Source organism: Bacillus sp. FSL K6-4563, assembly GCF_038630405.1.
Classification (GTDB): Bacteria; Bacillota; Bacilli; order Bacillales; family Bacillaceae; genus Bacillus; species Bacillus pumilus.
Window position 1 is genome coordinate 905,584 of the sequence record NZ_CP152030.1, and the last position, 22,146, is coordinate 927,729.

Genomic DNA, 22,146 nt, shown 5'->3' on the forward strand with positions numbered 1-22,146 from the left:
TCAAAGAACAATGGATCTTTTGTGGAAAGGATTTAGATGATGAAACGTAGATGGATAATCATTGGAATGTGCCTCATTACCGCATTATTAGGCCACTCCTTTTTCTTATATGAATATACGCAAGGCCGGTACATGACAGGAGATGGGGATGGCATTTCGCAAATGCTCCCATTTAAAAAGCTGCTGTATGACGAATATGTCAAAGGGAATTTCTTTTATTCCTACCAATTCGGTCTAGGCGGCGGTACATACACGCAATTAGGGTATTATTTCACAACGTCGACGGTCTTTATGGTGACAGTCGCTGTCGTCTGGCTGATGAATGCGCTCCATCTCATACAGTCAACGGACATTCATTTCTGGGCAAATGCCGTGATTTGGCTGAGTGTAATCAAGCTGACGCTTATTCTTTTCATCGCTTACCGTGTGCTTCTTTCAATGGTTCAAAATAGATTGGGTGCACTGACAGGTGCCGCAATTTATGGATTATCTATTGTATATTTCCGGCATCAAACGTTTTGGGAATTTTTCACCGACAGCATGATGTGGCTCCCGCTGCTTGTACTTGGGGTTGAGCGGATATTCAAAACGGGTAAGCCCGCTTGGTTTATTGCGAGTTGCAGTTTGATGCTGATCAACAACTTTTACTTTGCTTACATTCACTTTATCTTTTTAGCGATATATCTTGTCTTCAGATATATGATCAAGCTGCGAAGTGAGGAGCGTGGGTGGAAGGTGTTTTGGACGCTTGCGATCTCTACACTGCTATCCTTTGGGATCAGTGCCGCCTTTTTTATCCCGTCTGTTTATGGCTTTCTTAACAATATAAGACCGCCGTATGAACAGGCCATTCCTTGGTTCGAACTGCATGATCATCTGCTGTTTACGAGCAGGGTGTATTTATTACCCGTGATTTTTCTGATTTGTCTGTTTCTCGTACCGCTTTACCGGAACAGATGGTTTTTCATGTTTACATCCATCAGTATGTTGCTCATTGTTTTTCACTTTAGCCCAAAGATGGCGAGTGTGTTTAATGGTTTTTCAGCACCACAGTACAGATTTGAATACATTCTTGCCTTTACAGTTGGAGCGGTCGTTGCCATCACGATCAAGCATTTCTCACAAATCGAGTGGAAGTGGAAAAAGCGTGCGGTCTTAGGCGCTTGGATCGTGTTCCTACTCGCAGTCGCCCTTTCAGAACGAGCAAAGGGAAACATGGATGTCGTTGTGTTTACAGGTATAGGACTGCTTGTGATCAGCTTGTTCTTCCTATGGATGCATGCCGAAAAACGTCAGCACCTTCGTCTCTTTTCAGCTGTGCTTATTGCCATCAGCTTACTGACAGCAGGCGTGTATCAGCAGGGATACTTATCTGAAAGAAGCAATATTAAGAGCGTATCAGATACGTATCTGAATAGTGAGGCATATGCTGGACATGAGCAAATGAAGCTCATTCAGCAGATTCAAAGCCGCTCTTCAAAAGATCCGCTTGCCCGGATTGATTGGATGAATGGTGTGCGCAACAATACCCCGTTATTTGAAGGCTTTCAAGGCATGAGTGCGTATTCAAGTATATTGAATCAGCATTTGCTCAATTTCTACTGGAATGACCTGCAAATCGATATGGGACGTGAAAGTGTCAGCCGTTATGCAACAATGGGGGACAGGGCGAATTTATACAGCCTGACCTACGGAAAGTATTATATGAGAAACAGCATGATGCCTTACTCACCACCAGCTTATTTTAAGCCAATCTTGAAAAGTGAGCATTATGAGGTATATGAAAATACTCGGTCACTGCCATTTGCAAGAACAACGAGCACCGTTTATTCAGAACAATCCTTAAAGGATGCCTCAGCACTTGATAAAGAGCATGCGATGCTGCAAGGCGTCATTTTAGACAAAAAAGGAAACGCTGAAATTGAGCACGCAGCAGATCGACTCAAAGATACGAATATTCATACGGAACAAGCTGTATACGAACATGGCGTGCTTGATGTATACGGAGAAATGGGCGGTCTGAATATCACACTGCCAGATGACATCGCTCGCGCTGGGGATGTGTATGTGAGCTTTTATGTGAAGCGGACCGACCGTAACGAAGGATTTCAGTTATCCGTTGACGACTATGTCACATCAAGAAAAAGCAATACATCCATCTACAAAACAGGTGTCAATGAAGTGACGATTCGGGTCCCAGCGGAAAAGATCCTCTCCATTCGAGTACCAAAAGGGACATACGAGCTCAATCAACTGAAGCTGTATCAAGAGCCTTACCGCGTCCTAGAGAAAGCATATGAAAAAGAAAAACAGGATGATGGCAACCAGCAGGTAAAGCTCGAAAACAACCGCTTTACTATTTCATATGATAACAAACGCAGTGATGACTACATGATTCTGCCCGTTCCATATGAAAAAGGCTGGGAGCTCACGGTGAATGGACACAAAACCGATATCGAAAAAGCCAACTACACTTTTATTGGGTTTCCAATAGAAAAAGGTGAGAACGAGATTGTGCTAACCTACTATCCACCTTATATCAGAATTCTCGCATTGATTTCACTCGTCAGTTTGATTTGTGCGATCCTCTATGCACGGAGACAACATAAGAAACACCACTTTTCATCATAAGTGGTGTTTTTTTGTCTTTCATCTCATACGTAAGTTTCTTCATCCCATTCAATCGTATATTCGTTCATTTTTTTATCAATATCGTTTTGAATACTCATGTGCTGAAATAGCGCATTCAATTCTTCTGTCCTCTTTCTTCGATCTTTTTCATAATAATAGAACGCATCTCGATCATCATGATCCCTTAGCATCTTTGCTATGACCATGGCATCTTCTAGACTATACGATGCTCCTTGACCAACAAAAGGATTTGCTGTATGAACAGCATCACCTACAAGAACAACTCGTCCTTTTGACCACACAGGAAGATCCTTTATTTCATAGATACTTCTTGGAAAGAACATGTCTGTATGATCGATGATGTCAGATAGGTGTTTAGGAATGTTCCAATGTTCCATTTGTTTATATAATAACTGTCGGATGGTTTCTTTATTGGCTTTCTCAAAATGTTTTGTAGGTAACTTCTCAGGACACTGAGAGAAAGCTTGCCATAAAATATTCATTTTATTTGTTGGATGCGCTTTTCCAAAAATGAATTGAAAGTTTCCGTCATTGTAAAAATAACTTGTTGCCTCATCCAATACAAAATCCTTCACAAACGATACTCCTTGCAGTCCCCAAAAACCGCTATAATCTAATTTAGCATTAAACGCAATAGCCTCTCTTGTTTTCGAAAAAGTTCCATCTGCTCCTATTACGATATCACCTGTTATCTCAGTTTCATCTTCAAAAAGAACCTGTACGGAATGAGGCAGCTGTTTGATCGAGGTTAACTTTTTGTTGTATTTCACTTCTATTCCTTGACGGTGAACTTCTTTTAAAAGTGATTTGATGATTTGGTCTCTCATGACGTTCAGTAAAGGGGCATCATAATATTTTTCACTATAATTGTGAAAGATCGCTTCTACTTCATTTTCACTGTTTATTTGCTGGATCTTCTTTATCACTGTTGCATTTGCTATCACTTCATTTTTACACCCGATTTCATCCAAAATCTTTACCCCATTCGGAGACAGTAAAAAACCTGCTCCTGTTTCTAATTCTTCATCTGACCTGCTTTCATAAATCGTACTTTCCATCCCAGCCTTTTTTAAAAATAAAGAAGTAGCCAATCCTGCTACACCACTGCCGATAATGATCACATGTTGAGATTTCATTATTTCCCCTCCTCTTTTTATAAACAGACCAGTCGGTTTATTTTAGTGCAAAAAAATAAGCTTTTTCATATAGGACAGCGTATCACAATTCCCCCTTTTCATTTGGTAATTAAAGTATATGATAATATGTTATAAATGATTTCGCAAGAATGAAACTAACCAATTTCTAATCAACTTCTTTTAAAAACATGAAGGGGATAACAAAACATGAACAAAGACACCGTGATAAAACACTACGAACACACCCTTGAATGGGTACTGTCACTAGCGGATGTAACAGACGAAGAATGGCGCCGCGCCATTGCTGATGGGAAGTGGAGTATTGCTGAGATCATCGCACATTTTGTTCCGTGGGATGAATTTATTTTACACGATCGCCTAAAGGAATTTTGGAAAGATCGGGCGTTATGTAAGGCACCTGATGTGCATGAAATGAACCGGCAGTCAGCCGAAAGGGCAAGACACGAAAAGAGAAGCGAGACGATTGGGCGATTTATTGCTGTCAGAACAGAATTGCTTCAAGAAATGAAGAAAATCGAAGCATCTCGCTGGACTACACCCTTTCTGATCGGTCAAACCGAGCTGACGTTATCAAGTTATTTTCCAGGCTTAATTAAGCATGATCTCCATCATATGGAGCAGGTTAAACAAGCGCTCTCAACAGAAAGACGATAGCCTCACGATGCTTCTTTCTCAAATGGAAACGTCGCATAATCAAACAAAAAATGAAATAGCCAAAGACTAAGCGCAAAGAGAATTTCTTCAGAAGTAGTCAGCAAAATGCCGTCAACCAATTCGTCTGATAAATAGACAGCACCCCAAATAAACAAAAGGTGAAGTAAGATGGCATAGAAAACGATAGATCGTTTTTTGGACCGGCATTTTCGAACAAACCGCATGAGCACGTGTTCCAGATGTTCAAAAGAGATCCCGAGTACAACATAGATGCCCATAAACAGTAGCAGCGATAAAATCGATTGATAAAAAGCACCCGTCAAATGAAAGAACAGCACACAAAACAACAAAAATATGTAACAGATAGCTGATAGCGCCATCAGCCATTTCAGCCCTTGCCATAAAGCGTGAACAGATTGCTGCATGGGTAAACAACACTCCTTTACATGAAGATACCTGCAAAAAGGACAGCCTTTTTGCAGGAAGGTTGAATTAATCCTCTTTTTTAGGTGCAGCGATGACAGGGTGTTTTTCAGTGTCAAGCAATTTCAAGAAGTCTTCGCCTTGATCTAAATGATCAAGAACAAGCTGTTTCGGTGTGACCGCAAGCCACTGATTGAGTGAGATATCTGCATAATGGTCGCTCTTGAAGATTTCTAAGAAATAAAGCGGTTCGTCGCCTGTATTTTCTACATAATGCCCCATCGCAAATGGCACATATCCAACGTCTCCGGCCTGATAGTTGAAGGTTCTCGCATGTCCATCAGAGGCAAATACCGTCATTCGTGCCTTTCCAGAAATGAAATATTGCCATTCATCCGTATTTGGATGCCAGTGCAGCTCACGAATGGCGCCTGGATCGACTTTCACAAGAGCAGACGCAATCGTTTTAGACGCTTTGAAATTGGTAGAGTCCGCAATCCACACTTGTCCACCGCTTGACGTAATCGGCTCTTGTTTTAACAGCTCATATTTAAAGGAATTTGGGACCTCTCCTTGCTCTGTTTTCACTTTGTCACACTCAAGGGAACCAGGAATTCCTTTTTGGAAAATATACTTCTCTTTCTCTGGCAGTTTGTTAATTTGCTCCTTTGTCATTCCAAAGTTTTGGAGCACGACTTCCTCTGGCGTATGGGCAAGCCAATCGGTTACTTGGAACGTGCTATTTTCAGAGAAAGACCCATCATCAAACACAAGCAAGAATTCAGCTCCCGGTTCAAGTGCTTGAATAGAGTGCGGCAAGCCTGAAGGGAAGTACCACAAATCACCCTCGGTCACATCCTCTGTAAAATTGCGCCCCTCTGCATCAACCGATGTAATTCGGGCTTCCCCATAAATCATGTACGCCCATTCTGCTTCCTTATGCCAGTGCAACTCGCGAATTGCACCAGGCTTTAGCCGCATGTTCACAGAGGCAAGACTTTTAGAAATGGGCAGTTCACGTACTGTGACTTCTCTGGCGTAACCACCTTTTTCTAAACGGTTGTGCGTATCAGAAAAAGAATATTTCATGTTGGGAACCGTTCCATGATCGGTTTCTGGTGGCGTGAGCATATCTGGGTTTTGTCTGTCTCGCTCGAGATTACGTGGAATTTTGACCGTTGCTCCTTTTTCTCCTCGAATCGGCTGCGGTACACCATTTTGCTTTTCACTCATGATAAAATCCCCTTTCAACATCGTATTGTGTGAGGTGACAAAAGGCCTTTCATTTCGCCCTCGTTTTCATAAGGTGAAACGAATCAAGAAGATGTCAATCTGATTCATCATTTTTTTGAACAGCGACCAATCGTTGGATGAGCTTGCTTAATTCATCAAATTTTCGTTCAAAACGTGTCAGCAAATAAACCGTCAAAATGGCAGGAAAGCCAGCCTGACCGAGCTGTTTCAGCCATTCCTCCGAAAAAAAGGTCTCCATTTGTCTCACCTCCCAGCGGATGCTTGTCTTCTTTATAAGTGGTATGAAAGAAGAAATAGGAAATCAAAGGGGGAGAAAATGAACCATTAGACCCGTTTCACAAAGTTTACTTTTTTTAACTTTTGTCCACTTAATGCAAGTAGAGAGAACAAAGGGGAGGATGCACATGGATTATCGGCTGTTATTGAAAGCAAAATGGAATGAAATCGTTGATCACCCGCTCATTCAGCAATTTTTAAGCAATCCTAAAAACCAGCAGCTGCTTAGGCAAGTCATGGAAGAGCCAAACGAAGAAAATGCGAAAAAACTAGATTCCGAATTCAAGCAGTTTTATCAAAAAATCCGCATCATCAAGTATATTTCCACAATGATCCGCATCTTTTCAGTCGACTTTGACAAACGAGTGAAAAAAAAGCAGCAACGTTTTCCACTCATACTCGATCATCCTGATACGCAAGAAGTGAAAGACCCTGTTCAAACAGATACGTATGAAGCCGTGCTCTTCAACCAGCAAGACCTAGGGGAGCACTTGCAAGATCAAACATTGTACAAGGCTTACCAGCAGCTCACAGACAAACAAAAAATGGTCTTAACCCATATTTATGTTGAAGGTCAAACAATGAAAGAAATAGCCGACCGGCTAGGCGAAACGAGACAAAACATCTCAAACATCCACAAAAAAGCGCTCAACAAAATAAAAGAAGAAACAGGGGGAGATGTCCGTGAACGAAGAAAAAATGACCAATGGGGAAATGGAAGAACTCATTGAAACCTTCACACCCATGATCAAAAAGAAACTACAAAACACGGCATATCAAGAAAGAGAAGACCTCGAACAAGAACTCTACATCAAACTCATCGAAAAAGTAGACTGGCTGATTTACCAAGAGGGACCTGGCTTTTGGGAGTTTATTGTGGAATATATGACGAAGTTGTAAGAGTTTTAAGCACAAAAAAAGACTCGCTCACACAGAGCCGAGTCTTAATTTTTTTTGCAGTTTTTCTTCACTGAAAATCCAGCCGGTATAGGAATTTTTGATTTGATGATCCATGTCGATATGGCAGATTGCGACAAAAGGATAGTGCCCTTTGCTGCGGTAGCGCAAATCAATGAACCGGACTTCATAATGATCCTTGTATTTATCTACTTCCCACCGGTAGACAGGGGAGAAGGAGAGAAAAGCTGAAATGTTTTCGTCTTGTTTGGCAATTTTCATAATTTCTGTGTCAGGGACCGGCACCCGGTTAAAGGTGTCTAAAATGATGACCTCTCCATTCATACTGCGTCCAACATGGAAGGAGGATTTACATTTCACGGCAATGCGCCATTGTCTGAACTTCATCGTAGGCGAAATAATAATGTCTTCAATTTCATCGAATCGTGCACGCAGCTGACGTTTAATCTGAAGCTGCATGATGACCCTGACGATATAGTAACAGAAAATCACGGCATACAGCGTAATGAACGTATAGCCGGGATGACCGCCAATCGCCCAAACGACAATGGCGACAAGGTGTGTAAAAAAGATAAACGGATCAAACGTATTAATGATCCCAAGTGCTACCCATTTCTTCGAAAATGGACGAATGGCCTGTGTGCCGTATGCATTGAATATATCGACAAACACATGAAGCACAACAGCTAATAGTGTCCATAACCAGAGGTGAAGTAAATTCGCCCCCGGCACAAATGGGAAAATCACAGCCGGAATCAGCAATGACCAGAACAGGACAGCCGGAATGGAATGTGTAAATCCTCGGTGATTTCTTATATATACCGCATTATTTTTTAGTTTTAGCACAGTATCAATGTCTGGTGCTTGGGAGCCGGCGATGGTCGCGATCATCACGGCGTGTGCCATGTGTGGATCTGCGCTGACGGCTGGATCTAAAAGTGCAAGTCCCCCAAGAGAAATGCCCATTACTACATGAGTACCAGTATCCAATTGATTACCTCCTAGTTGTCATGCTTAGGAACAATCATACAAAGTATACGCCTTCTTTCAAGACTATGTGCAAAAGCACTTTTGCTTTGTCTTGATTTAATGTAACATGTTAACGTATCTACAAACAGTATACAACAAATAAGGTTCTTTTCAGAACGTTAGCCCTCGGTTCAATGAGAAGGAGTATAGATATGAAAGACATTCAAGAAAAGCTGGACCGCAAAGATATTGCGGGCTTTCAGCATGATTTAATTAATTGGTATGAAAAAGAACAACGAACACTTCCGTGGCGTGAAAATCAAGATCCATACCGCGTCTGGGTATCAGAAGTGATGCTTCAGCAAACGAGAGTGGATACGGTCATTCCTTACTTCAACCGGTTTATGGAGCAATTCCCGACGGTGAAGGATCTTGCTTTAGCTGATGAAGAAAAGGTCATGAAAGCATGGGAAGGTCTTGGCTACTACTCAAGAGTTCGTAATTTACAGGCAGCTGTGAAAGAAGTATATGAATCCTACGAGGGTGTTGTCCCTGATACGAAAGAGCAGTTTTCAAAGCTCAAAGGTGTAGGCCCATATACGAGCGGCGCAGTGCTGAGTATCGCCTATAACAAGCCGTACCCTGCGGTAGACGGCAACGTTATGAGGGTTATTTCCCGTATTTTGTCCATATGGGATGATATTGCAAAACCAAAAACGAGAAACACTTTCGAATTTGCTGTCGATCAGCTCATTTCCCGGGAAAAGCCGTCTGAATTCAATCAAGGGCTAATGGAGTTAGGTGCGCTCATTTGCACCCCAACATCCCCTGCATGTCTCATTTGCCCTGTGAACATGCATTGCTCGGCACTCGAGGAAGGCGTTCAGCATGAGCTCCCAGTGAAAAGCAAAAAGAAAAAACCGACTGCAAAATCAATGGCAGCAGTGGTGTTATTTGATGATGCAGGCAACCTCTATATTCATAAGCGGCCAAGTACAGGCCTTCTTGCGAATTTATGGGAATTCCCTAACTTGGAAACCATAAAGGGAAGAAAAACGGAAAAAGAGCAGCTAATGGATTTCTTAAAAGAGGAGGCAGGTGTACAAGCAGAGCTTGGTGATTTAGAAGGCACCATTCAGCATGTATTTACCCACCTCATCTGGAATATTTCTGTTTTCTTTGGACGTGTGACCTCTGTATCTGATGACACGATGCTGAAAAAAGTGACAACAGAAGAATTTAAGGCATATGCTTTGCCAGTCTCACACCAAAAAATTTGGAAGATGGCACTTGAAGAGCCTAGTCGTATTTAACCGTTGTACCGTGGGTATAATCGGCTTCATTTCGGTGCAGCCCCCCACGGTCTTCGATTTCTGAAATGATTTCTCGATACTTAGATTGCCCTTCTTCGTTTAAATAAGGTAAAATTTGTTGGAAAGCATGATGAAAGTAAGCAAGCTCAGTATCTTTCCATTGATCCTTGGACATCATGCCAAGCTGGCTTAAATCGCGTCCGACATACATGAATGTAACCTCCTAATAGGAACTTTCCTATTAGTGTGAAGCGAATGGACGAAAACTATTCAAATCAGGAGATGAACCATAATGAGTCAACGTAAATGTGCATTAATTACAGGCAGTAGTAGAGGTGTAGGGAAAGAAGTAGCCCTTCGCCTAGCTGAAAAAGGATATGACATTGTCATTAACTATGCGAGAAGCAAAAAAGCCGCACTTGAAACAGCGGAAGAAATTGAAGCGATGGGTGTAAAAACATTGGTTGTCAAAGCCAATGTAGGTCAGCCAGAGAAAATCAAAGATATGTTTCAGCAAATCGACGAAACCTTTGGCCGTTTAGATATATTTGTGAACAATGCGGCATCTGGTGTTCAGCGTCCAATCATGGATCTTGAAGAAAATCATTGGGACTGGACGATGAATATCAATGCAAAAGCTTTACTATTCTGCGGACAAGAAGCGGCGAAATTAATGGAGAAAAACGGCGGCGGACATATCGTCAGCATTAGCTCACTAGGCTCCATCCGCTACCTTGAAAATTACACAGTAGTTGGCGTATCAAAAGCAGCATTAGAAGCGTTGACGCGTTATCTATCTGTTGAGCTGTCACAAAAAAATATCGTCGTGAATGCCGTATCTGGCGGCGCGATCGATACAGATGCACTTAAGCACTTCCCGAACCGAGAAGAGCTTTTAGAAGACGCCAAGAAAAATACACCAGCTGGCCGAATGGTGGAAATTAAAGACATGGTCGACAGCGTCGAATTCCTTGTATCAGGCAAAGCGGACATGATTAGAGGACAAACCATCATTGTAGATGGCGGACGTTCTTTGCTTGTTTAAAAAATCATGAATAGGAAGTACACCTTCTGCACAAATTAATGTGCGTGGAGGTGATAATGATGGATAAACAACAAAACAAAACAAACGCACAACAAGTGAAAAAACAAAACCAAGCTACTGCTCAAGGTCAATATGGTACTGAATTTGCTAGCGAGACTGACGCACAGCAAGTAAAAAAATACAACCAAAAAGCTGAGCAAAACAAACAACAAAACAGCTAATCACTGAAACAGAGGGAAGCACTTCATCTACGAATGAAGTGCTTTTCTTTTTGCCTCTCCCCCCACCATCCGACAAAACCTGTAAAGCCTCTACATAAACAGTCAAAGGATTTCTGCAATCTTTCAAGAAATGGTATACAGACAAAAAGTGGATGAAAATAAAAGGGAGGAGTTAGATGTCTGATTTCGATCAGCTTGTAAAAGAACAAATGCAGCTCATGGATCAACTACTCAATGTACAGGGAGAACTCGATCTATGCTTAGAAACAGAAAAACAATTGCTGCAAGATGAAAAAAAAGAAGAGTGGACCAGGATTCATGATCAAATCAAACAGAAACGTAAGGAACTGCAAAAAATCCAAACCTTGTTTACAAAACAGACAGAAGAGGTTATCAATTCATATAAGCAGATGGAAAAGAGTTCAACCGTGATGTAAGACAGTGTGCCGTTCAATTGGGTTGAATGGCTTTTTCATTTCATTTTTTAATGATGTAACGGTATAATATGATAGAGACATGTTTAGTTGGGAAATTAGGTCTTTGGACTGTTATGTTTGTTTGTTATAGAAAGTAGGGGAGAAAATATGGGCTATCCCAAGGAAGGAGAAAGCATCCAAATTCAAAGCTATAAACACAATGGCTTGATCCACAGGATTTGGAATGAAACCACCATTCTGAAAGCAACGGAATTGTGTATCATTGGTGCAAACGACCGGACAATGGTGACTGAATCCGACGGCCGTACTTGGATGACGAGAGAACCGGCTATTTGCTATTTCCATGCAAAACAATGGTTTAATGTGATTGGGATGCTTAGAGATGATGGGGTATATTATTACTGCAACATCAGCTCTCCTTTTGCAACAGATGAAGAAGCAATTAAGTATATTGATTACGACTTAGATGTCAAAGTCTTTCCAGACATGACGTATAATATTTTGGATGAGGATGAATATGCAGATCATAAGAGGCAGATGAATTATCCAAAGGAAATTGATAGTATCTTAAGAGAGCATCTGAATACATTATTGCATTGGATTCACCAGCGGAAAGGTCCGTTTGCTCCTGAATTTGTGGATATGTGGTATGAACGTTTTTTACATTATACAAAATAAGCAAGAGCATCAAAAAACCTGTTTGGCTTTTTAGGCTAACAGGTTTTTGATTGCGTACGGATAAGAGGCACTGATAGATTGGGAAGGAGATTTACATGGGGGTCATTAAACGCTACATGGCTTTTGTTACACCGTATAAAAAACAGATTGCATTGACAATGGTCATCGGGATGATCAAGTTCTCGATTCCCTTAACATTGCCTCTGCTTTTAAAGTATGTCATTGATGATGTCATTCAAGGCTCGGGGTCGGCTGAAGAAAAGACATCATCTCTACTAATCATTATGGGAATCATGCTCGCATTATTTTTAGTGATGAGGCCGCCTGTTGAATACTATAGACAATACTATGCGCAGTGGACAGGCAGTAAAGTATTATTTGATATTCGAGAAAAGCTGTTTTCGCATATTCAAAAGCTCAGCCTTCGTTATTATGCTAACACGAGAACAGGAGAAATCATTTCTAGAGTCATCAACGATGTGGAACAGACAAAAGAATTTGTCATCACAGGTCTTATGAACATTTGGTTAGATTTGATGACCGTGCTGATCGTGATCGCCATTATGTGTACACTGGACATCAAGCTCACCATCGTGTCTGTCATTATTTTTCCGTTATATGCGTTTGCAGTGAAGTTTTTTTACGGCAGGCTCCGCAAGCTGACAAAAGAGCGGTCACAGGCGCTGGCTGAAGTGCAAGGGCATTTACATGAGCGAGTACAAGGAATGCCAGTCATTCGGAGCTTTGCCATTGAAGAATATGAACAAGAGAATTTTCATGATGAAAACAAAAATTTCTTAAACAAAGCGATCAATCATACGAATTGGAACGCCAAAACATTTGCCGTCGTCAATACTATCACTGATATTGCACCGCTATTGATCATTGCATTTGCTGGCTACACCGTCATTAATGGATCACTTTCGATCGGGACTATGATTGCCTTTGTCGGTTATATTGACCGGATGTACAACCCGATTCGCCGCCTCATAAACTCATCCACGACTCTAACTCAGTCAGTAGCGTCAATGGATCGTATCTTTGAATTTATTGATGAGCCATACGAGGTAACAGATCGGCCGAATGCGAAAGAAGCCGATCATTTAAAAGGAGAGGTCGAATTTAAAAATGTGTCGTTTCGTTATGAACACACGCAGGAAGAGATTCTCCGCAATATCTCCTTGAAAGTAGAAAAAGGACAAACGGTTGCGCTTGTAGGAATGAGTGGTGGAGGGAAGTCGACTCTCGTCAGCTTAATTCCAAGGTTTTATGATGTGACAAACGGGTCACTTGAAATTGACGGCATTGATATAAAAGAGTACAGAGCAAGAAGCCTTCGAAATCAAGTCGGAATGGTGCTGCAGGATACATTCTTATTCAGTGACACGATTAAAGAAAATATTGCGGTTGGAGACCCAGAAGCCTCTTTTGAAAAAATCGTTTCGGCTGCAAAAGCGGCAAATGCCCATGACTTTATTATGTCTCTTCCTGAAGGATATGACACGAAGGTAGGAGAACGGGGCGTGAAGCTGTCAGGCGGTCAAAAACAGCGGATTTCCATTGCAAGGGTCTTTCTTAAAAATCCCCCATTGTTGATTTTAGATGAAGCAACGTCTGCACTAGATTTAGAAAGTGAACATTACATTCAAGAAGCGATGCAAAAGCTAGCAAAGGACCGCACAACCTTTATTGTCGCGCACCGCTTATCAACAATTACACATGCTGACCTTATTGTCGTCATGGAACAAGGCGAGATTGTGGAAAAAGGAACACACGAAGAATTAATGAACAGAGACAGCCACTATCGCCATCTATTTACCATTCAAACATTAAATTAGTAGAAGCCTATCCGATTCTAGCGGATAGGCTTTTTTATGCTTGTCAAAAACATGACATATTTCCCAGCTTGTCTCAATACAATTTTAAAAAGTATGACGGGGTGGTGAATATGTGAAAGAACAAGACGTGCTGCTAGATGTCAAACAGCTGTCCATTGCATTCCAGCAAAAAAAGCAAAAAGTACCCATCGTCCATCACATATCGTTCTCGATTCAAAAAGGAGAAACCTTAGGAATTGTTGGCGAATCTGGCTGCGGGAAAAGTATCACATCTATGTCATTAATGGGACTGAACCAGCAAACAGACACAACGGGAGAGATCCAATTCGAAGGGCTAAACCTGCTGTCGCTTTCAGAAAAACAGTGGCGAGAAATAAGAGGAAATGATATTTCGATGATTTTCCAAGAACCAATGACCTCTCTAAACCCATTAATGACCATCGGCAAACAAATGACGGAAGCCCTTTTCACACATCAAGCAATCGGTCAAAAAGAAGCAAAAGCGAAGGCGGTTGATCTGCTTCAGACAGTTGGATTGAAGCAAGCCGAATCGTTGCTTAAAAAATACCCGCATGAATTATCAGGTGGCATGCGCCAGCGTGTGATGATTGCGATGGCGATGCTTTGTCACCCAAAGCTCATGATCGCAGATGAACCAACAACTGCACTTGATGTGACCATCCAAGCGCAAATCCTTCGCCTGCTCAAAAAGCTGAATGAAGAGATGGACACCGCGATCTTATTTATTACCCATGATCTAGGTGTCGTGCGGCAAATATGCCAGCGAGTCATGATTATGTATGCCGGTCGAATCGTAGAAGAAGGAACCGTTGACCGTATTTTTCAAAAACCTCTGCATCCCTACACAAAAGGTCTTTTCGCCTCAGTCCCATCGTTTAAAGAGAAAAAAGAAAAGCTCATCTCTATTGCAGGCCATGTACCGAAGCCTGGGACCATTCGATCCGGCTGTCAATTTGCCGCGCGCTGCCCTTATCAAATGGCGCAATGTCTTGAAGAAGATCCAGTTTTACAATCCATTGAACAGGATCACCGCGTGGCATGTTTTCTAATGGAAGGAGGAGAAGACACTGAGTCACCCACTCTTGCAAGTGAATCAACTGACAAAACGGTATGAAACAGCCGCTTTTTTTTCTAAACACAAACATTCGACTCTGGCTTTAAATCAAGTGTCCTTTCACGTGAAGGAGGGGGAAACGCTTGGCATTGTTGGTGAATCAGGCTGCGGGAAATCAACACTTGGCAAAAGCTTAATGAGATTGACTGAACCGACGTCAGGCTCTATTCAACTGAAAGGGCAAGAGGTCACTCTTTTGAAAGAAAGAGAGATGCGTTCTTTAAGAAAAGACATTCAAATGATTTTTCAAGATCCATACGCTTCATTAAATCCACGAATGAAAATCAAAGATATTTTAGAGGAACCGCTCATTGTCCATCGACATGGAACGAAAGCAGAAAGACGGAAGCGGGTAAAAGAGATGCTACATATTGTCGGATTTGATCCATCCTACGGAGAACGTTATGCGCACCAATTCAGCGGCGGACAAAGGCAGCGTATTGGTATCGCTAGAGCACTCATTACCCATCCAAGTCTTGTCATTGCCGATGAACCCGTTTCAGCTTTAGATGTATCCGTTCAAGCCCAAATTTTGAATTTGATGCTTGAATTGCAAAAGACACTTTCTCTAACGTATCTATTTATTTCTCACGATCTTGGTGTTGTCAGATATATGAGCGACCGAATCGCAGTCATGTATGCAGGCCGCATTGTCGAGATGGGGCCTGCCGAAGACGTATTTCACAGCCCGCTTCATCCTTATACATCGCTGCTTCTGAAATCCATTCCACATATGGATCACGTGCTAGAGACGCAAGATGTGTCGGCAGAAGAGTCTGCCATGACACCAAGCGGCGGCTGTCCTTTCTACAAAAGGTGTCCAAAAAGGTGGGAGAAATGCTTAAAAGCAGTACCTACTTTGTATGAGGAGGAAGCGGGGCACGCGGCGGCGTGTTACTTATATCAAAAGGAGGAACACAATGAAGAAGACATGGTTGTTCAGTAGTTTCATTTTTGTGCTGGCACTTGCACTGTTTTTAGGGGGATGCTCGTCCGCTCCGTCATCAGAAGAGAAGGCAACAAAAGACACCCTCGTATTTGGCAGAGGAGGAGACTCCACTTCACTTGATCCAATCACAACAACAGAAGGCGAAACCTTCAAGGTCACAGAGAATATGTTTGAAAAGCTGCTGAATTACGGTGAGAAAGACACGACCATCCATCCAGGTCTCGCAACAGACTGGGATGTTGCAAAGGACGGAAAATCGTACACATTCTACTTAAGAGAAGGTGTGAAATTTCACGATGGCACAGACTTTAACGCAGAAGCGGTGAAATTCAACTTTGACCGCTGGATGAATGGCGATGCAGAAAAATTCCCTTACTACGGCATGTTTGGCGGTTATAAAAAAGATAAAGGCCATGTGATTAAGGACATCATCGTCAAAGGTGAGCATGAAGTTGAATTTCAGCTAAAGCGCCCGCAGGCGACATTCCTTAAAAATATTGCCATGTCACCGTTTGGCATCGCGAGTCCTGCAGCTGTTGAAAAAAGCGGCGATTCCTTTCGCGAAAATCCAGTAGGAACAGGACCATTCAAATTTAAAGAGTGGAAACAAAACGACCGTATCGTGTTAGAAAAGAACGAAGATTACTGGCAGAAGGATAAACCAAAACTGAATCAAATCATCTTCCGCTCGATCCCAGAAAACTCGGCTCGCTTAAATGCCTTGAAAACAGGCGAGATCGATTTGATGGATGGCGTGAATCCGTCAGATTTAGATGGCATTAAAACGGTTCAAGCACTCCAGCTCATTGAAAGACCATCAATGAATGTAGGTTATATCGGACTGACCGTCACAAGAAAGCCGCTCGATAACAAGCTCGTTCGTCAAGCGCTCAATTACGCGGTCGATAAAGAATCCATTATTAAGTCATTTTATGGAGGACTTGCCGAGCCAGCAAAAAACCCTCTTCCTCCAGCTTTAGAAGGTTACAATGACGACATTGATCCATATCCGTATGATCCTGAAAAAGCGAAGGAACTTTTAAAAGAAGCGGGCTTTCCTGACGGCTTTCGCATCAAGCTTTGGGCGATGCCTGTACCGCGTCCGTATATGCCAGATGGGATGAAGGTAGCTGAAGTCATTCAATCAAACTTTGAAAAGGTCGGCGTCAAAGCAGAAATTGTGACTTACGACTGGGCGACCTATTTAGATAAGGCAAGTAAAGGGGAGGCTGATGTGTTCTTATTAGGCTGGACAGGGGACAATGGCGATCCTGATAATTTCATCTACACACTTTTGGACAAAGACAGCATTGGCGGCAACAACTATACATTCTTCGAAAACGATAAAATGCACGACATCCTCATTGAAGCGCAAACAGACACAGATCAAAAGAAACGAAATGAGCTATATAAAAAAGCACAAGAAATCATTCATGATGAAGCACCTTGGATTCCATTGGTGCATTCCATCCCAATGCTTGCAGCATCTAGTGATTTAAAAGGCTACCAGCCGCATCCAACTGGTTCAGAAGCTTTGACTGACGTGTATTTCGAATAAGCAAATAAGGGAGATCTTGTATCTCCCTTATTCAAACAAAGAAAAGGCGGTGAAAGCTGTTTGTTTGCTTATTGTATGAAGCGGGCAGGAATGCTCATCCCAGTATTGATCGGAATGACATTGGTCGTGTTTTCAATTATACGGTTTATTCCAGGAAACCCAGCACAGGTCATCTTAGGACAGCGGGCAACGAAAGAAGCAGTAGAACAGTTAACCATCCAGCTCGGTTTAAATCAGCCTTGGTATGTTCAATACGGACATTACATGCTGGGCCTTTTAAAAGGGGATTTAGGGACTTCGATACGAACAGGAGCGGCTATTGCCCAGGAAATGAAGCCATACTTATTTGCGACGTTAGAATTGACCTTTTTTGCCATGGTGCTGGCGATCGTTGTGGGGGTTAATGCTGGAATCATCAGTGCTTGGTTTAAACATTCTTTCTTTGATTATGTCGCGATGTTTATTGCACTCATTGGAGTGTCCATGCCGATTTTCTGGTTAGGCTTAATGGGGCAGTGGCTGTTCTCGATTGAATTAGGTATTTTACCGACAACGGGACGTGAAAACGTCAGAAATCCAGTGGAATCAATCACCTATATTCATACGCTGGACACGCTTTTGCAAGGCCGGTTTGATCAATTCACTGACAGCATCAAGCATTTGATCTTACCAAGTACAGCACTTGCTACAATCCCTGCTGCGATTATTGCAAGGATAACAAGGGCAAGTATGCTGGAAGTGCTTCATTCAGACTTTATTCGAACAGCAAAAGCAAAAGGATTACGTTCATTTTTCATCATTTATCAGCATGGGCTGAAAAATGCGCTTATTCCGATCTTAACGATTATTGGTCTTCAGACAGGCCTCTTGCTAGGCGGGGCCATTTTAACAGAGACCATTTTTGCATGGCCGGGCATTGGGCGGTATATATATGACGCCATCAGCTATCGTGATTACCCAGTCATTCAAACAGGCATTCTCGTCGTTGCGCTCATATTTGTCCTGATCAATTTCATTGTGGACATCTTGTATGCGGTCATTGATCCAAGGATTAAATATTAGGGAGGGAGAGTGATAACATGGAAGCGCAAAAAGAGCTTGAACCACCTCAACCAAAAGAAGAGCGCTCTCAATCATTGATTCTTGAATCGATGAAGCTGTTCTTTCAGCACAAGCTGGCGGTCATTGGCAGTGTGATTGTCTTTTTATTTCTCATTTTAGCGATATTTGCACCGCTCATTGCTCCTTTTGGAATCAATGAACAATCTCTCGGTGAGCGATTTAGTGTACCATCAGCTGCGCACTGGTTTGGTACAGATGATTTCGGCAGAGATATATTTTCAAGAGTTGTGCATGGCGCGCGGATTTCCTTATGGGTTGGTTTCTTCTCGGTTCTCGGGTCTGTCATTTTAGGCACACTGCTTGGATTGATTGCAGGCTATGGCGGAAGAGTGCTAGATGCTGTGATCTCGAGAGTGTTTGATATTTTACTCGCTTTTCCTAGTATTCTACTGGCGATTGCGATCGTCTCTATCTTAGGCCCCTCCTTACAAAATGCCCTTATTGCCATTGCGATTATTAATGTCCCTACCTTTGGACGGCTCGTTCGTTCAAAAGTGCTGAGTATTAAACAAGAAGAATACGTGCTAGCAGCAAAGGCGGTTGGGATGTCACACCGCCGCATCGTACTGCGTCACATTCTGCCAAACAGTATGGTGCCGGTCATCGTACAAGCGACGCTTGCGATCGGAACAGCGATTATCGAAGCAGCGGCTTTAGGCTTTTTAGGATTGGGTGCACAGGCACCAAGCCCAGAGTGGGGGAAAATGCTTGCCGATGCAAGACCTTATCTCGTTCAAGCCCCTTGGACATTAATTTTCCCAGGTGTAGCGATCATGCTGACAGTTTTGGGCTTTAACCTGATGGGAGATGGATTAAGAGACACACTGGATCCTAAAATGAAGAAAATAAAATAAGACCGATTCTTGGAATCGGTCTGGTCTTTTCTATTTATGCTTCTTTTTCATCTGTCTCAATTTCACTGTCTTTTGGGTGATACGTCTGGAAGCTTGTAATCAATGTATCTAAATGCTCTAGTTCATCACGGTATTCGATGATGCTGGACATGACATTCAGCATATTGTAATCGAGCAAGTCGTTTTCTTGGTTTTGCTGATGCTGGATAAATGATTTCGTTAACGTTTCAAGGCGAAGAGAGCATTCATTTTGAAATTCATCGTCCTGCGGCTTCATTTTACCGACGAATTTCATCAAGGTGCGCTCATGCCAATACAGTAAGTAATCAATTTCATCTGTTAAGCTTTCCTTGAAATGCTCTGGCATCAAATGAATTTCATTTTCTAATTTATGAAGCTTTTTCAGCAAGTACAGGGCACGATTCGATGTCATAATGGCCTGTCTGAACAAAACGAGCTTTCTTGATTTTACATAGGTTGTTTTCTTTAAATAGCTTCGTTCCTCTTTGTATAACAAGTAAATGTGATCTAATTTGATCATGCGTTCTTTTATTTGATCGATGTCATCCTTTAAAATGGAATGATCAGTAGACTGTCTGGAGCTCAGACGGATCCATTTTAAAATCTCCTCCGTATTTTCCATAATGTGATGAACAAGCTTTGTTTCATACTTTGGCGGCAGGAAGATTAAATTCACTAAAAATGAAGAAAGAACTCCTAACACCACAGTAGCTGTTCGAATTAAGGCAAAGGAAAGGAAATGATCCCCTGCACTTTCTAAAATCGCAATGACGGTTACAAGTGCAATTGGAATCGTGTGTTCAATCTTCAGCTTTAAATTAATGGCGATGACCATGACGGCGGTTAAACCGATAATGACTGGTCCAGTGCCAAAAAGCAGACCGAACGTAATGGCAAGTGCTGCTCCAATAATATTGGCTTGCACTTGATCAACAATCGTTAAAAAAGATCGATAAATAGATGGCTGGATAGCAAATACAGCTGCAATTCCCGCGAAGACGGGCGTTGGCAACCCAAGCCATGTTGCCAGGTAAAGCGCGAGTACAATGGCAATACCGGTTTTTAAAATACGGGCTCCAAGTTTCATTGGTTTTGTCCCTGCATTCCTTTCTTTTAGATAATAGATGATCACTCGTCATTTATTATAAATATTTTGATGAACAACTAAGTAATATACAGCGGTCTTCCGAAATATTCAAGTGATTTTTGAAAGTTCATGAAAACATCAAAAGAAGGTATTGAGAAGAAATGTAACAGATTCACACGCTTTTGACAAACAAGAGCTGATAAATAAAAAAACAGGCGCATTTTTTTACGCCTGTTTTTGACCCTATTATGATTGTTTCAACTGTTCAAACGCATGATCTACTGCTTGCAGCGTCTCGGAAATATCTTTTTCAGTATGTGCGATCGTTAAGAACCAAGCTTCATATTTAGAAGGAGCGAGGTTAATCCCTTGCGAAAGCATTAATTTAAAGAAGCGGGCGAACATTTCGCCATCCGTATTTTCAGCCTGTTCATAGTTCACAATGGTTTCTTTTGTGAAATAGACAGTGAGAGCCCCTTTTAAGCGGTTCACTGTAATATCTACTTGATGTTTTTTTGCATGGGCTAAAATGCCTTCTTCTAGCATCGCGCCAAGCTGATCAAGATGCTCGTAAACACCATCTTGTTTTAACACTTCCAAGCAGGCAATACCAGAAAGAATGGATGCAGGATTTCCTGCCATCGTGCCAGCTTGATAGGCTGGTCCAAGAGGAGCGACTTGCTCCATAATTTCTTTTTTACCGCCATAAGCACCGATCGGAAGTCCGCCGCCAATGATTTTTCCTAATGCAGTGAGGTCAGGTTTTACTTGAAGCAAGTCCTGTGCGCCTCCGTACATAAAGCGGAAAGCTGTAATCACCTCATCATAGATCACAAGTGCGCCCTTTTCATGAGTGAGGTCATTGACCTGCTGCAGGAAACCGTCCATAGGCTCCACGATGCCGAAGTTCCCGACAATCGGTTCGACAAGGACAGCTGCGACTTCATCGCCCCATCGATTCAATGCTTCTTTGTAGCTGTCAATATCATTAAATGGAACGGTAATCACTTCATTGGCGATGCTCTTTGGAACGCCTGCTGAATCAGGGGTTCCTAAAGTGGATGGACCAGAGCCAGCTGCCACAAGTACAAGATCAGAGTGACCGTGATAGCATCCGGCAAACTTAATGATCTTTGTTCTGCCTGTATATGCACGTGCGACACGAATCGTTGTCATCACCGCTTCAGTACCTGAATTGACAAAGCGAACCTTGTCTAAAGCAGGCATGGCTTCCTTCAGCATTTTAGCAAAAGTGACTTCATGCTTCGTTGGCGTTCCGTAAAGGACACCTGATTCAGCCGCTTTTGTAATCGCTTTTGTAATATGAGGGTGGGCATGTCCTGTAATAATTGGGCCGTATGCTGCTAGATAATCGATATAGCGATTTCCGTCAACATCCCAAAAATAAGCGCCTTCTCCTTTTTCCATAGCCACGGGTGAACCGCCGCCTACTGCCTTATATGAACGAGACGGGCTGTTGACACCTCCAACAATATGCTCCAGCGCCTCTTGATGTAATTTTTCTGATTCTGTGAATTTCATAAATAGCCTCCTATCTCAACGTATCACGTCGTCTATCATTATT

Annotated in this window: 22 protein-coding genes and 1 pseudogene; 15 read left to right on the forward strand and 8 right to left on the reverse strand. The window is 42.2% G+C overall.

What is annotated here, in order from left to right:
• Positions 1 to 36: 36 nt before the first annotated feature.
• A complete protein-coding gene (locus MHH54_RS04320) occupies positions 37 to 2,631 on the forward strand; it encodes a YfhO family protein (RefSeq protein ID WP_342500737.1) in 2,595 nt (864 codons plus the stop codon).
• A gap of 23 nt (positions 2,632 to 2,654) precedes the next feature.
• On the opposite strand, the gene MHH54_RS04325 is transcribed toward MHH54_RS04320, so the two are convergent.
• Positions 2,655 to 3,788, reverse strand: a complete 1,134-nt coding sequence (locus tag MHH54_RS04325; protein ID WP_342500738.1) for an NAD(P)/FAD-dependent oxidoreductase — start codon at positions 3,786 to 3,788, stop codon at positions 2,655 to 2,657.
• Positions 3,789 to 3,995: 207 nt separating this feature from the next.
• Between MHH54_RS04325 and MHH54_RS04330 the strand changes: the two genes are divergently transcribed.
• A complete protein-coding gene (locus MHH54_RS04330; RefSeq protein ID WP_106066779.1) occupies positions 3,996 to 4,463 on the forward strand; it encodes a DinB family protein in 468 nt (155 codons plus the stop codon).
• A gap of 2 nt (positions 4,464 to 4,465) precedes the next feature.
• On the opposite strand, the gene MHH54_RS04335 is transcribed toward MHH54_RS04330, so the two are convergent.
• The 3 genes from MHH54_RS04335 to MHH54_RS04345 all read right to left on the reverse strand — a co-directional run bounded on the left by MHH54_RS04335 (position 4,466) and on the right by MHH54_RS04345 (position 6,378).
• Positions 4,466 to 4,888, reverse strand: coding sequence for a regulatory YrvL family protein (locus tag MHH54_RS04335; RefSeq protein WP_339206878.1), 423 nt, complete (start codon positions 4,886 to 4,888; stop codon positions 4,466 to 4,468).
• Between the two features lie 67 nt (positions 4,889 to 4,955).
• Entirely contained in the window at positions 4,956 to 6,119 is a 1,164-nt protein-coding gene (locus MHH54_RS04340; protein WP_342500739.1) for an oxalate decarboxylase family bicupin, read from the reverse strand.
• A gap of 94 nt (positions 6,120 to 6,213) precedes the next feature.
• A complete protein-coding gene (locus tag MHH54_RS04345) occupies positions 6,214 to 6,378 on the reverse strand; it encodes a YvrJ family protein (RefSeq protein WP_003217819.1) in 165 nt (54 codons plus the stop codon).
• A gap of 166 nt (positions 6,379 to 6,544) precedes the next feature.
• Between MHH54_RS04345 and MHH54_RS04350 the strand changes: the two genes are divergently transcribed.
• Both MHH54_RS04350 and rsoA read left to right on the forward strand, forming a co-directional pair.
• The gene (locus MHH54_RS04350; RefSeq protein WP_003217785.1) at positions 6,545 to 7,147 is read left to right on the forward strand and encodes a sigma-70 family RNA polymerase sigma factor; all 603 of its coding nucleotides are present in this window, start codon (positions 6,545 to 6,547) and stop codon (positions 7,145 to 7,147) included.
• Complete coding sequence (gene rsoA / locus MHH54_RS04355) at positions 7,095 to 7,316, forward strand: sigma-O factor regulator RsoA (RefSeq protein WP_034620885.1); 222 nt, start codon at positions 7,095 to 7,097, stop codon at positions 7,314 to 7,316. Before MHH54_RS04350 ends, rsoA begins: the two co-directional genes overlap by 53 nt.
• Positions 7,317 to 7,343: 27 nt before the next feature.
• Here rsoA and MHH54_RS04360 read toward each other — a convergent pair whose 3' ends face one another.
• Positions 7,344 to 8,324 (reverse strand): metal-dependent hydrolase, encoded by a 981-nt coding sequence (locus tag MHH54_RS04360; protein ID WP_289406433.1) that lies wholly within the window; start codon positions 8,322 to 8,324, stop codon positions 7,344 to 7,346.
• A gap of 191 nt (positions 8,325 to 8,515) precedes the next feature.
• Between MHH54_RS04360 and mutY the strand changes: the two genes are divergently transcribed.
• Positions 8,516 to 9,616, forward strand: a complete 1,101-nt coding sequence (gene mutY, locus MHH54_RS04365) for an A/G-specific adenine glycosylase (protein ID WP_340989133.1) — start codon at positions 8,516 to 8,518, stop codon at positions 9,614 to 9,616.
• On the opposite strand, the gene MHH54_RS04370 is transcribed toward mutY, so the two are convergent.
• A complete protein-coding gene (locus MHH54_RS04370) occupies positions 9,603 to 9,827 on the reverse strand; it encodes a hypothetical protein (protein WP_003217808.1) in 225 nt (74 codons plus the stop codon). The two genes, mutY and MHH54_RS04370, sit on opposite strands and share 14 nt — an antisense overlap.
• 81 nt (positions 9,828 to 9,908) lie before the next feature.
• On the opposite strand from MHH54_RS04370, the gene fabL reads away from it, so the two are divergent.
• The 10 genes and pseudogenes from fabL (at position 9,909) to MHH54_RS04420 (ending at position 19,453) form a co-directional block, all read left to right on the forward strand.
• Positions 9,909 to 10,661: an enoyl-[acyl-carrier-protein] reductase FabL gene (gene fabL / locus MHH54_RS04375; protein WP_003217873.1), complete on the forward strand. Its 753-nt coding sequence runs from the start codon at positions 9,909 to 9,911 to the stop codon at positions 10,659 to 10,661.
• Between the two features lie 74 nt (positions 10,662 to 10,735).
• Positions 10,736 to 10,882: pseudogene (locus MHH54_RS04380) on the forward strand (gamma-type small acid-soluble spore protein); the annotation flags it as partial.
• A 176-nt stretch (positions 10,883 to 11,058) separates the two neighbouring features.
• Positions 11,059 to 11,319, forward strand: a complete 261-nt coding sequence (locus MHH54_RS04385; protein WP_003217867.1) for a YgaB family protein — start codon at positions 11,059 to 11,061, stop codon at positions 11,317 to 11,319.
• A 147-nt stretch (positions 11,320 to 11,466) separates the two neighbouring features.
• Positions 11,467 to 11,997, forward strand: a complete 531-nt coding sequence (locus tag MHH54_RS04390; protein ID WP_003217818.1) for a DUF402 domain-containing protein — start codon at positions 11,467 to 11,469, stop codon at positions 11,995 to 11,997.
• Between the two features lie 95 nt (positions 11,998 to 12,092).
• The gene (locus tag MHH54_RS04395; RefSeq protein ID WP_106033145.1) at positions 12,093 to 13,835 is read left to right on the forward strand and encodes an ABC transporter ATP-binding protein; all 1,743 of its coding nucleotides are present in this window, start codon (positions 12,093 to 12,095) and stop codon (positions 13,833 to 13,835) included.
• A 112-nt stretch (positions 13,836 to 13,947) separates the two neighbouring features.
• A complete protein-coding gene (locus MHH54_RS04400; protein ID WP_003217858.1) occupies positions 13,948 to 14,970 on the forward strand; it encodes an ABC transporter ATP-binding protein in 1,023 nt (340 codons plus the stop codon).
• Positions 14,939 to 15,916 (forward strand): ABC transporter ATP-binding protein, encoded by a 978-nt coding sequence (locus MHH54_RS04405; protein WP_003217876.1) that lies wholly within the window; start codon positions 14,939 to 14,941, stop codon positions 15,914 to 15,916. The genes MHH54_RS04400 and MHH54_RS04405 overlap by 32 nt, the downstream gene beginning before the upstream one ends.
• Positions 15,891 to 17,477: an ABC transporter substrate-binding protein gene (locus MHH54_RS04410; RefSeq protein ID WP_003217879.1), complete on the forward strand. Its 1,587-nt coding sequence runs from the start codon at positions 15,891 to 15,893 to the stop codon at positions 17,475 to 17,477. The genes MHH54_RS04405 and MHH54_RS04410 overlap by 26 nt, the downstream gene beginning before the upstream one ends.
• 60 nt (positions 17,478 to 17,537) lie before the next feature.
• A complete protein-coding gene (locus MHH54_RS04415; RefSeq protein ID WP_226804821.1) occupies positions 17,538 to 18,539 on the forward strand; it encodes an ABC transporter permease in 1,002 nt (333 codons plus the stop codon).
• 17 nt (positions 18,540 to 18,556) lie between these two features.
• Positions 18,557 to 19,453, forward strand: coding sequence for an ABC transporter permease (locus tag MHH54_RS04420; RefSeq protein ID WP_342500740.1), 897 nt, complete (start codon positions 18,557 to 18,559; stop codon positions 19,451 to 19,453).
• 34 nt (positions 19,454 to 19,487) lie between these two features.
• Here the strand turns inward: MHH54_RS04420 and MHH54_RS04425 are convergent, their stop codons facing one another.
• Together MHH54_RS04425 and MHH54_RS04430 are read right to left on the reverse strand one after the other, a co-directional pair.
• A complete protein-coding gene (locus tag MHH54_RS04425) occupies positions 19,488 to 20,561 on the reverse strand; it encodes an aromatic acid exporter family protein (protein ID WP_050944721.1) in 1,074 nt (357 codons plus the stop codon).
• 246 nt (positions 20,562 to 20,807) lie between these two features.
• Positions 20,808 to 22,103 carry a glutamate-1-semialdehyde 2,1-aminomutase gene (locus MHH54_RS04430; protein WP_003217823.1) on the reverse strand — a complete coding sequence of 432 codons (1,296 nt, stop codon included), beginning with the start codon at positions 22,101 to 22,103 and terminating at the stop codon, positions 20,808 to 20,810.
• Between the last annotated feature and the right edge of the window lie 43 nt (positions 22,104 to 22,146).

Coding starts and splice junctions, on each gene's coding strand:
- MHH54_RS04425 (WP_050944721.1), bottom strand. CDS start 20,561: ATGAAACTTGGAGCCCGTATTTTAAAAACCGGTATTGCCATTGTACTC.
- MHH54_RS04390 (WP_003217818.1), top strand. CDS start 11,467: ATGGGCTATCCCAAGGAAGGAGAAAGCATCCAAATTCAAAGCTATAAA.
- MHH54_RS04330 (WP_106066779.1), top strand. CDS start 3,996: ATGAACAAAGACACCGTGATAAAACACTACGAACACACCCTTGAATGG.
- MHH54_RS04410 (WP_003217879.1), top strand. CDS start 15,891: ATGAAGAAGACATGGTTGTTCAGTAGTTTCATTTTTGTGCTGGCACTT.
- MHH54_RS04395 (WP_106033145.1), top strand. CDS start 12,093: ATGGGGGTCATTAAACGCTACATGGCTTTTGTTACACCGTATAAAAAA.
- rsoA (WP_034620885.1), top strand. CDS start 7,095: ATGTCCGTGAACGAAGAAAAAATGACCAATGGGGAAATGGAAGAACTC.
- MHH54_RS04430 (WP_003217823.1), bottom strand. CDS start 22,103: ATGAAATTCACAGAATCAGAAAAATTACATCAAGAGGCGCTGGAGCAT.
- MHH54_RS04340 (WP_342500739.1), bottom strand. CDS start 6,119: ATGAGTGAAAAGCAAAATGGTGTACCGCAGCCGATTCGAGGAGAAAAA.
- MHH54_RS04335 (WP_339206878.1), bottom strand. CDS start 4,888: ATGCAGCAATCTGTTCACGCTTTATGGCAAGGGCTGAAATGGCTGATG.
- MHH54_RS04350 (WP_003217785.1), top strand. CDS start 6,545: ATGGATTATCGGCTGTTATTGAAAGCAAAATGGAATGAAATCGTTGAT.
- MHH54_RS04320 (WP_342500737.1), top strand. CDS start 37: ATGATGAAACGTAGATGGATAATCATTGGAATGTGCCTCATTACCGCA.
- MHH54_RS04385 (WP_003217867.1), top strand. CDS start 11,059: ATGTCTGATTTCGATCAGCTTGTAAAAGAACAAATGCAGCTCATGGAT.
- fabL (WP_003217873.1), top strand. CDS start 9,909: ATGAGTCAACGTAAATGTGCATTAATTACAGGCAGTAGTAGAGGTGTA.
- MHH54_RS04420 (WP_342500740.1), top strand. CDS start 18,557: ATGGAAGCGCAAAAAGAGCTTGAACCACCTCAACCAAAAGAAGAGCGC.
- MHH54_RS04370 (WP_003217808.1), bottom strand. CDS start 9,827: ATGTATGTCGGACGCGATTTAAGCCAGCTTGGCATGATGTCCAAGGAT.
- MHH54_RS04345 (WP_003217819.1), bottom strand. CDS start 6,378: ATGGAGACCTTTTTTTCGGAGGAATGGCTGAAACAGCTCGGTCAGGCT.
- MHH54_RS04325 (WP_342500738.1), bottom strand. CDS start 3,788: ATGAAATCTCAACATGTGATCATTATCGGCAGTGGTGTAGCAGGATTG.
- mutY (WP_340989133.1), top strand. CDS start 8,516: ATGAAAGACATTCAAGAAAAGCTGGACCGCAAAGATATTGCGGGCTTT.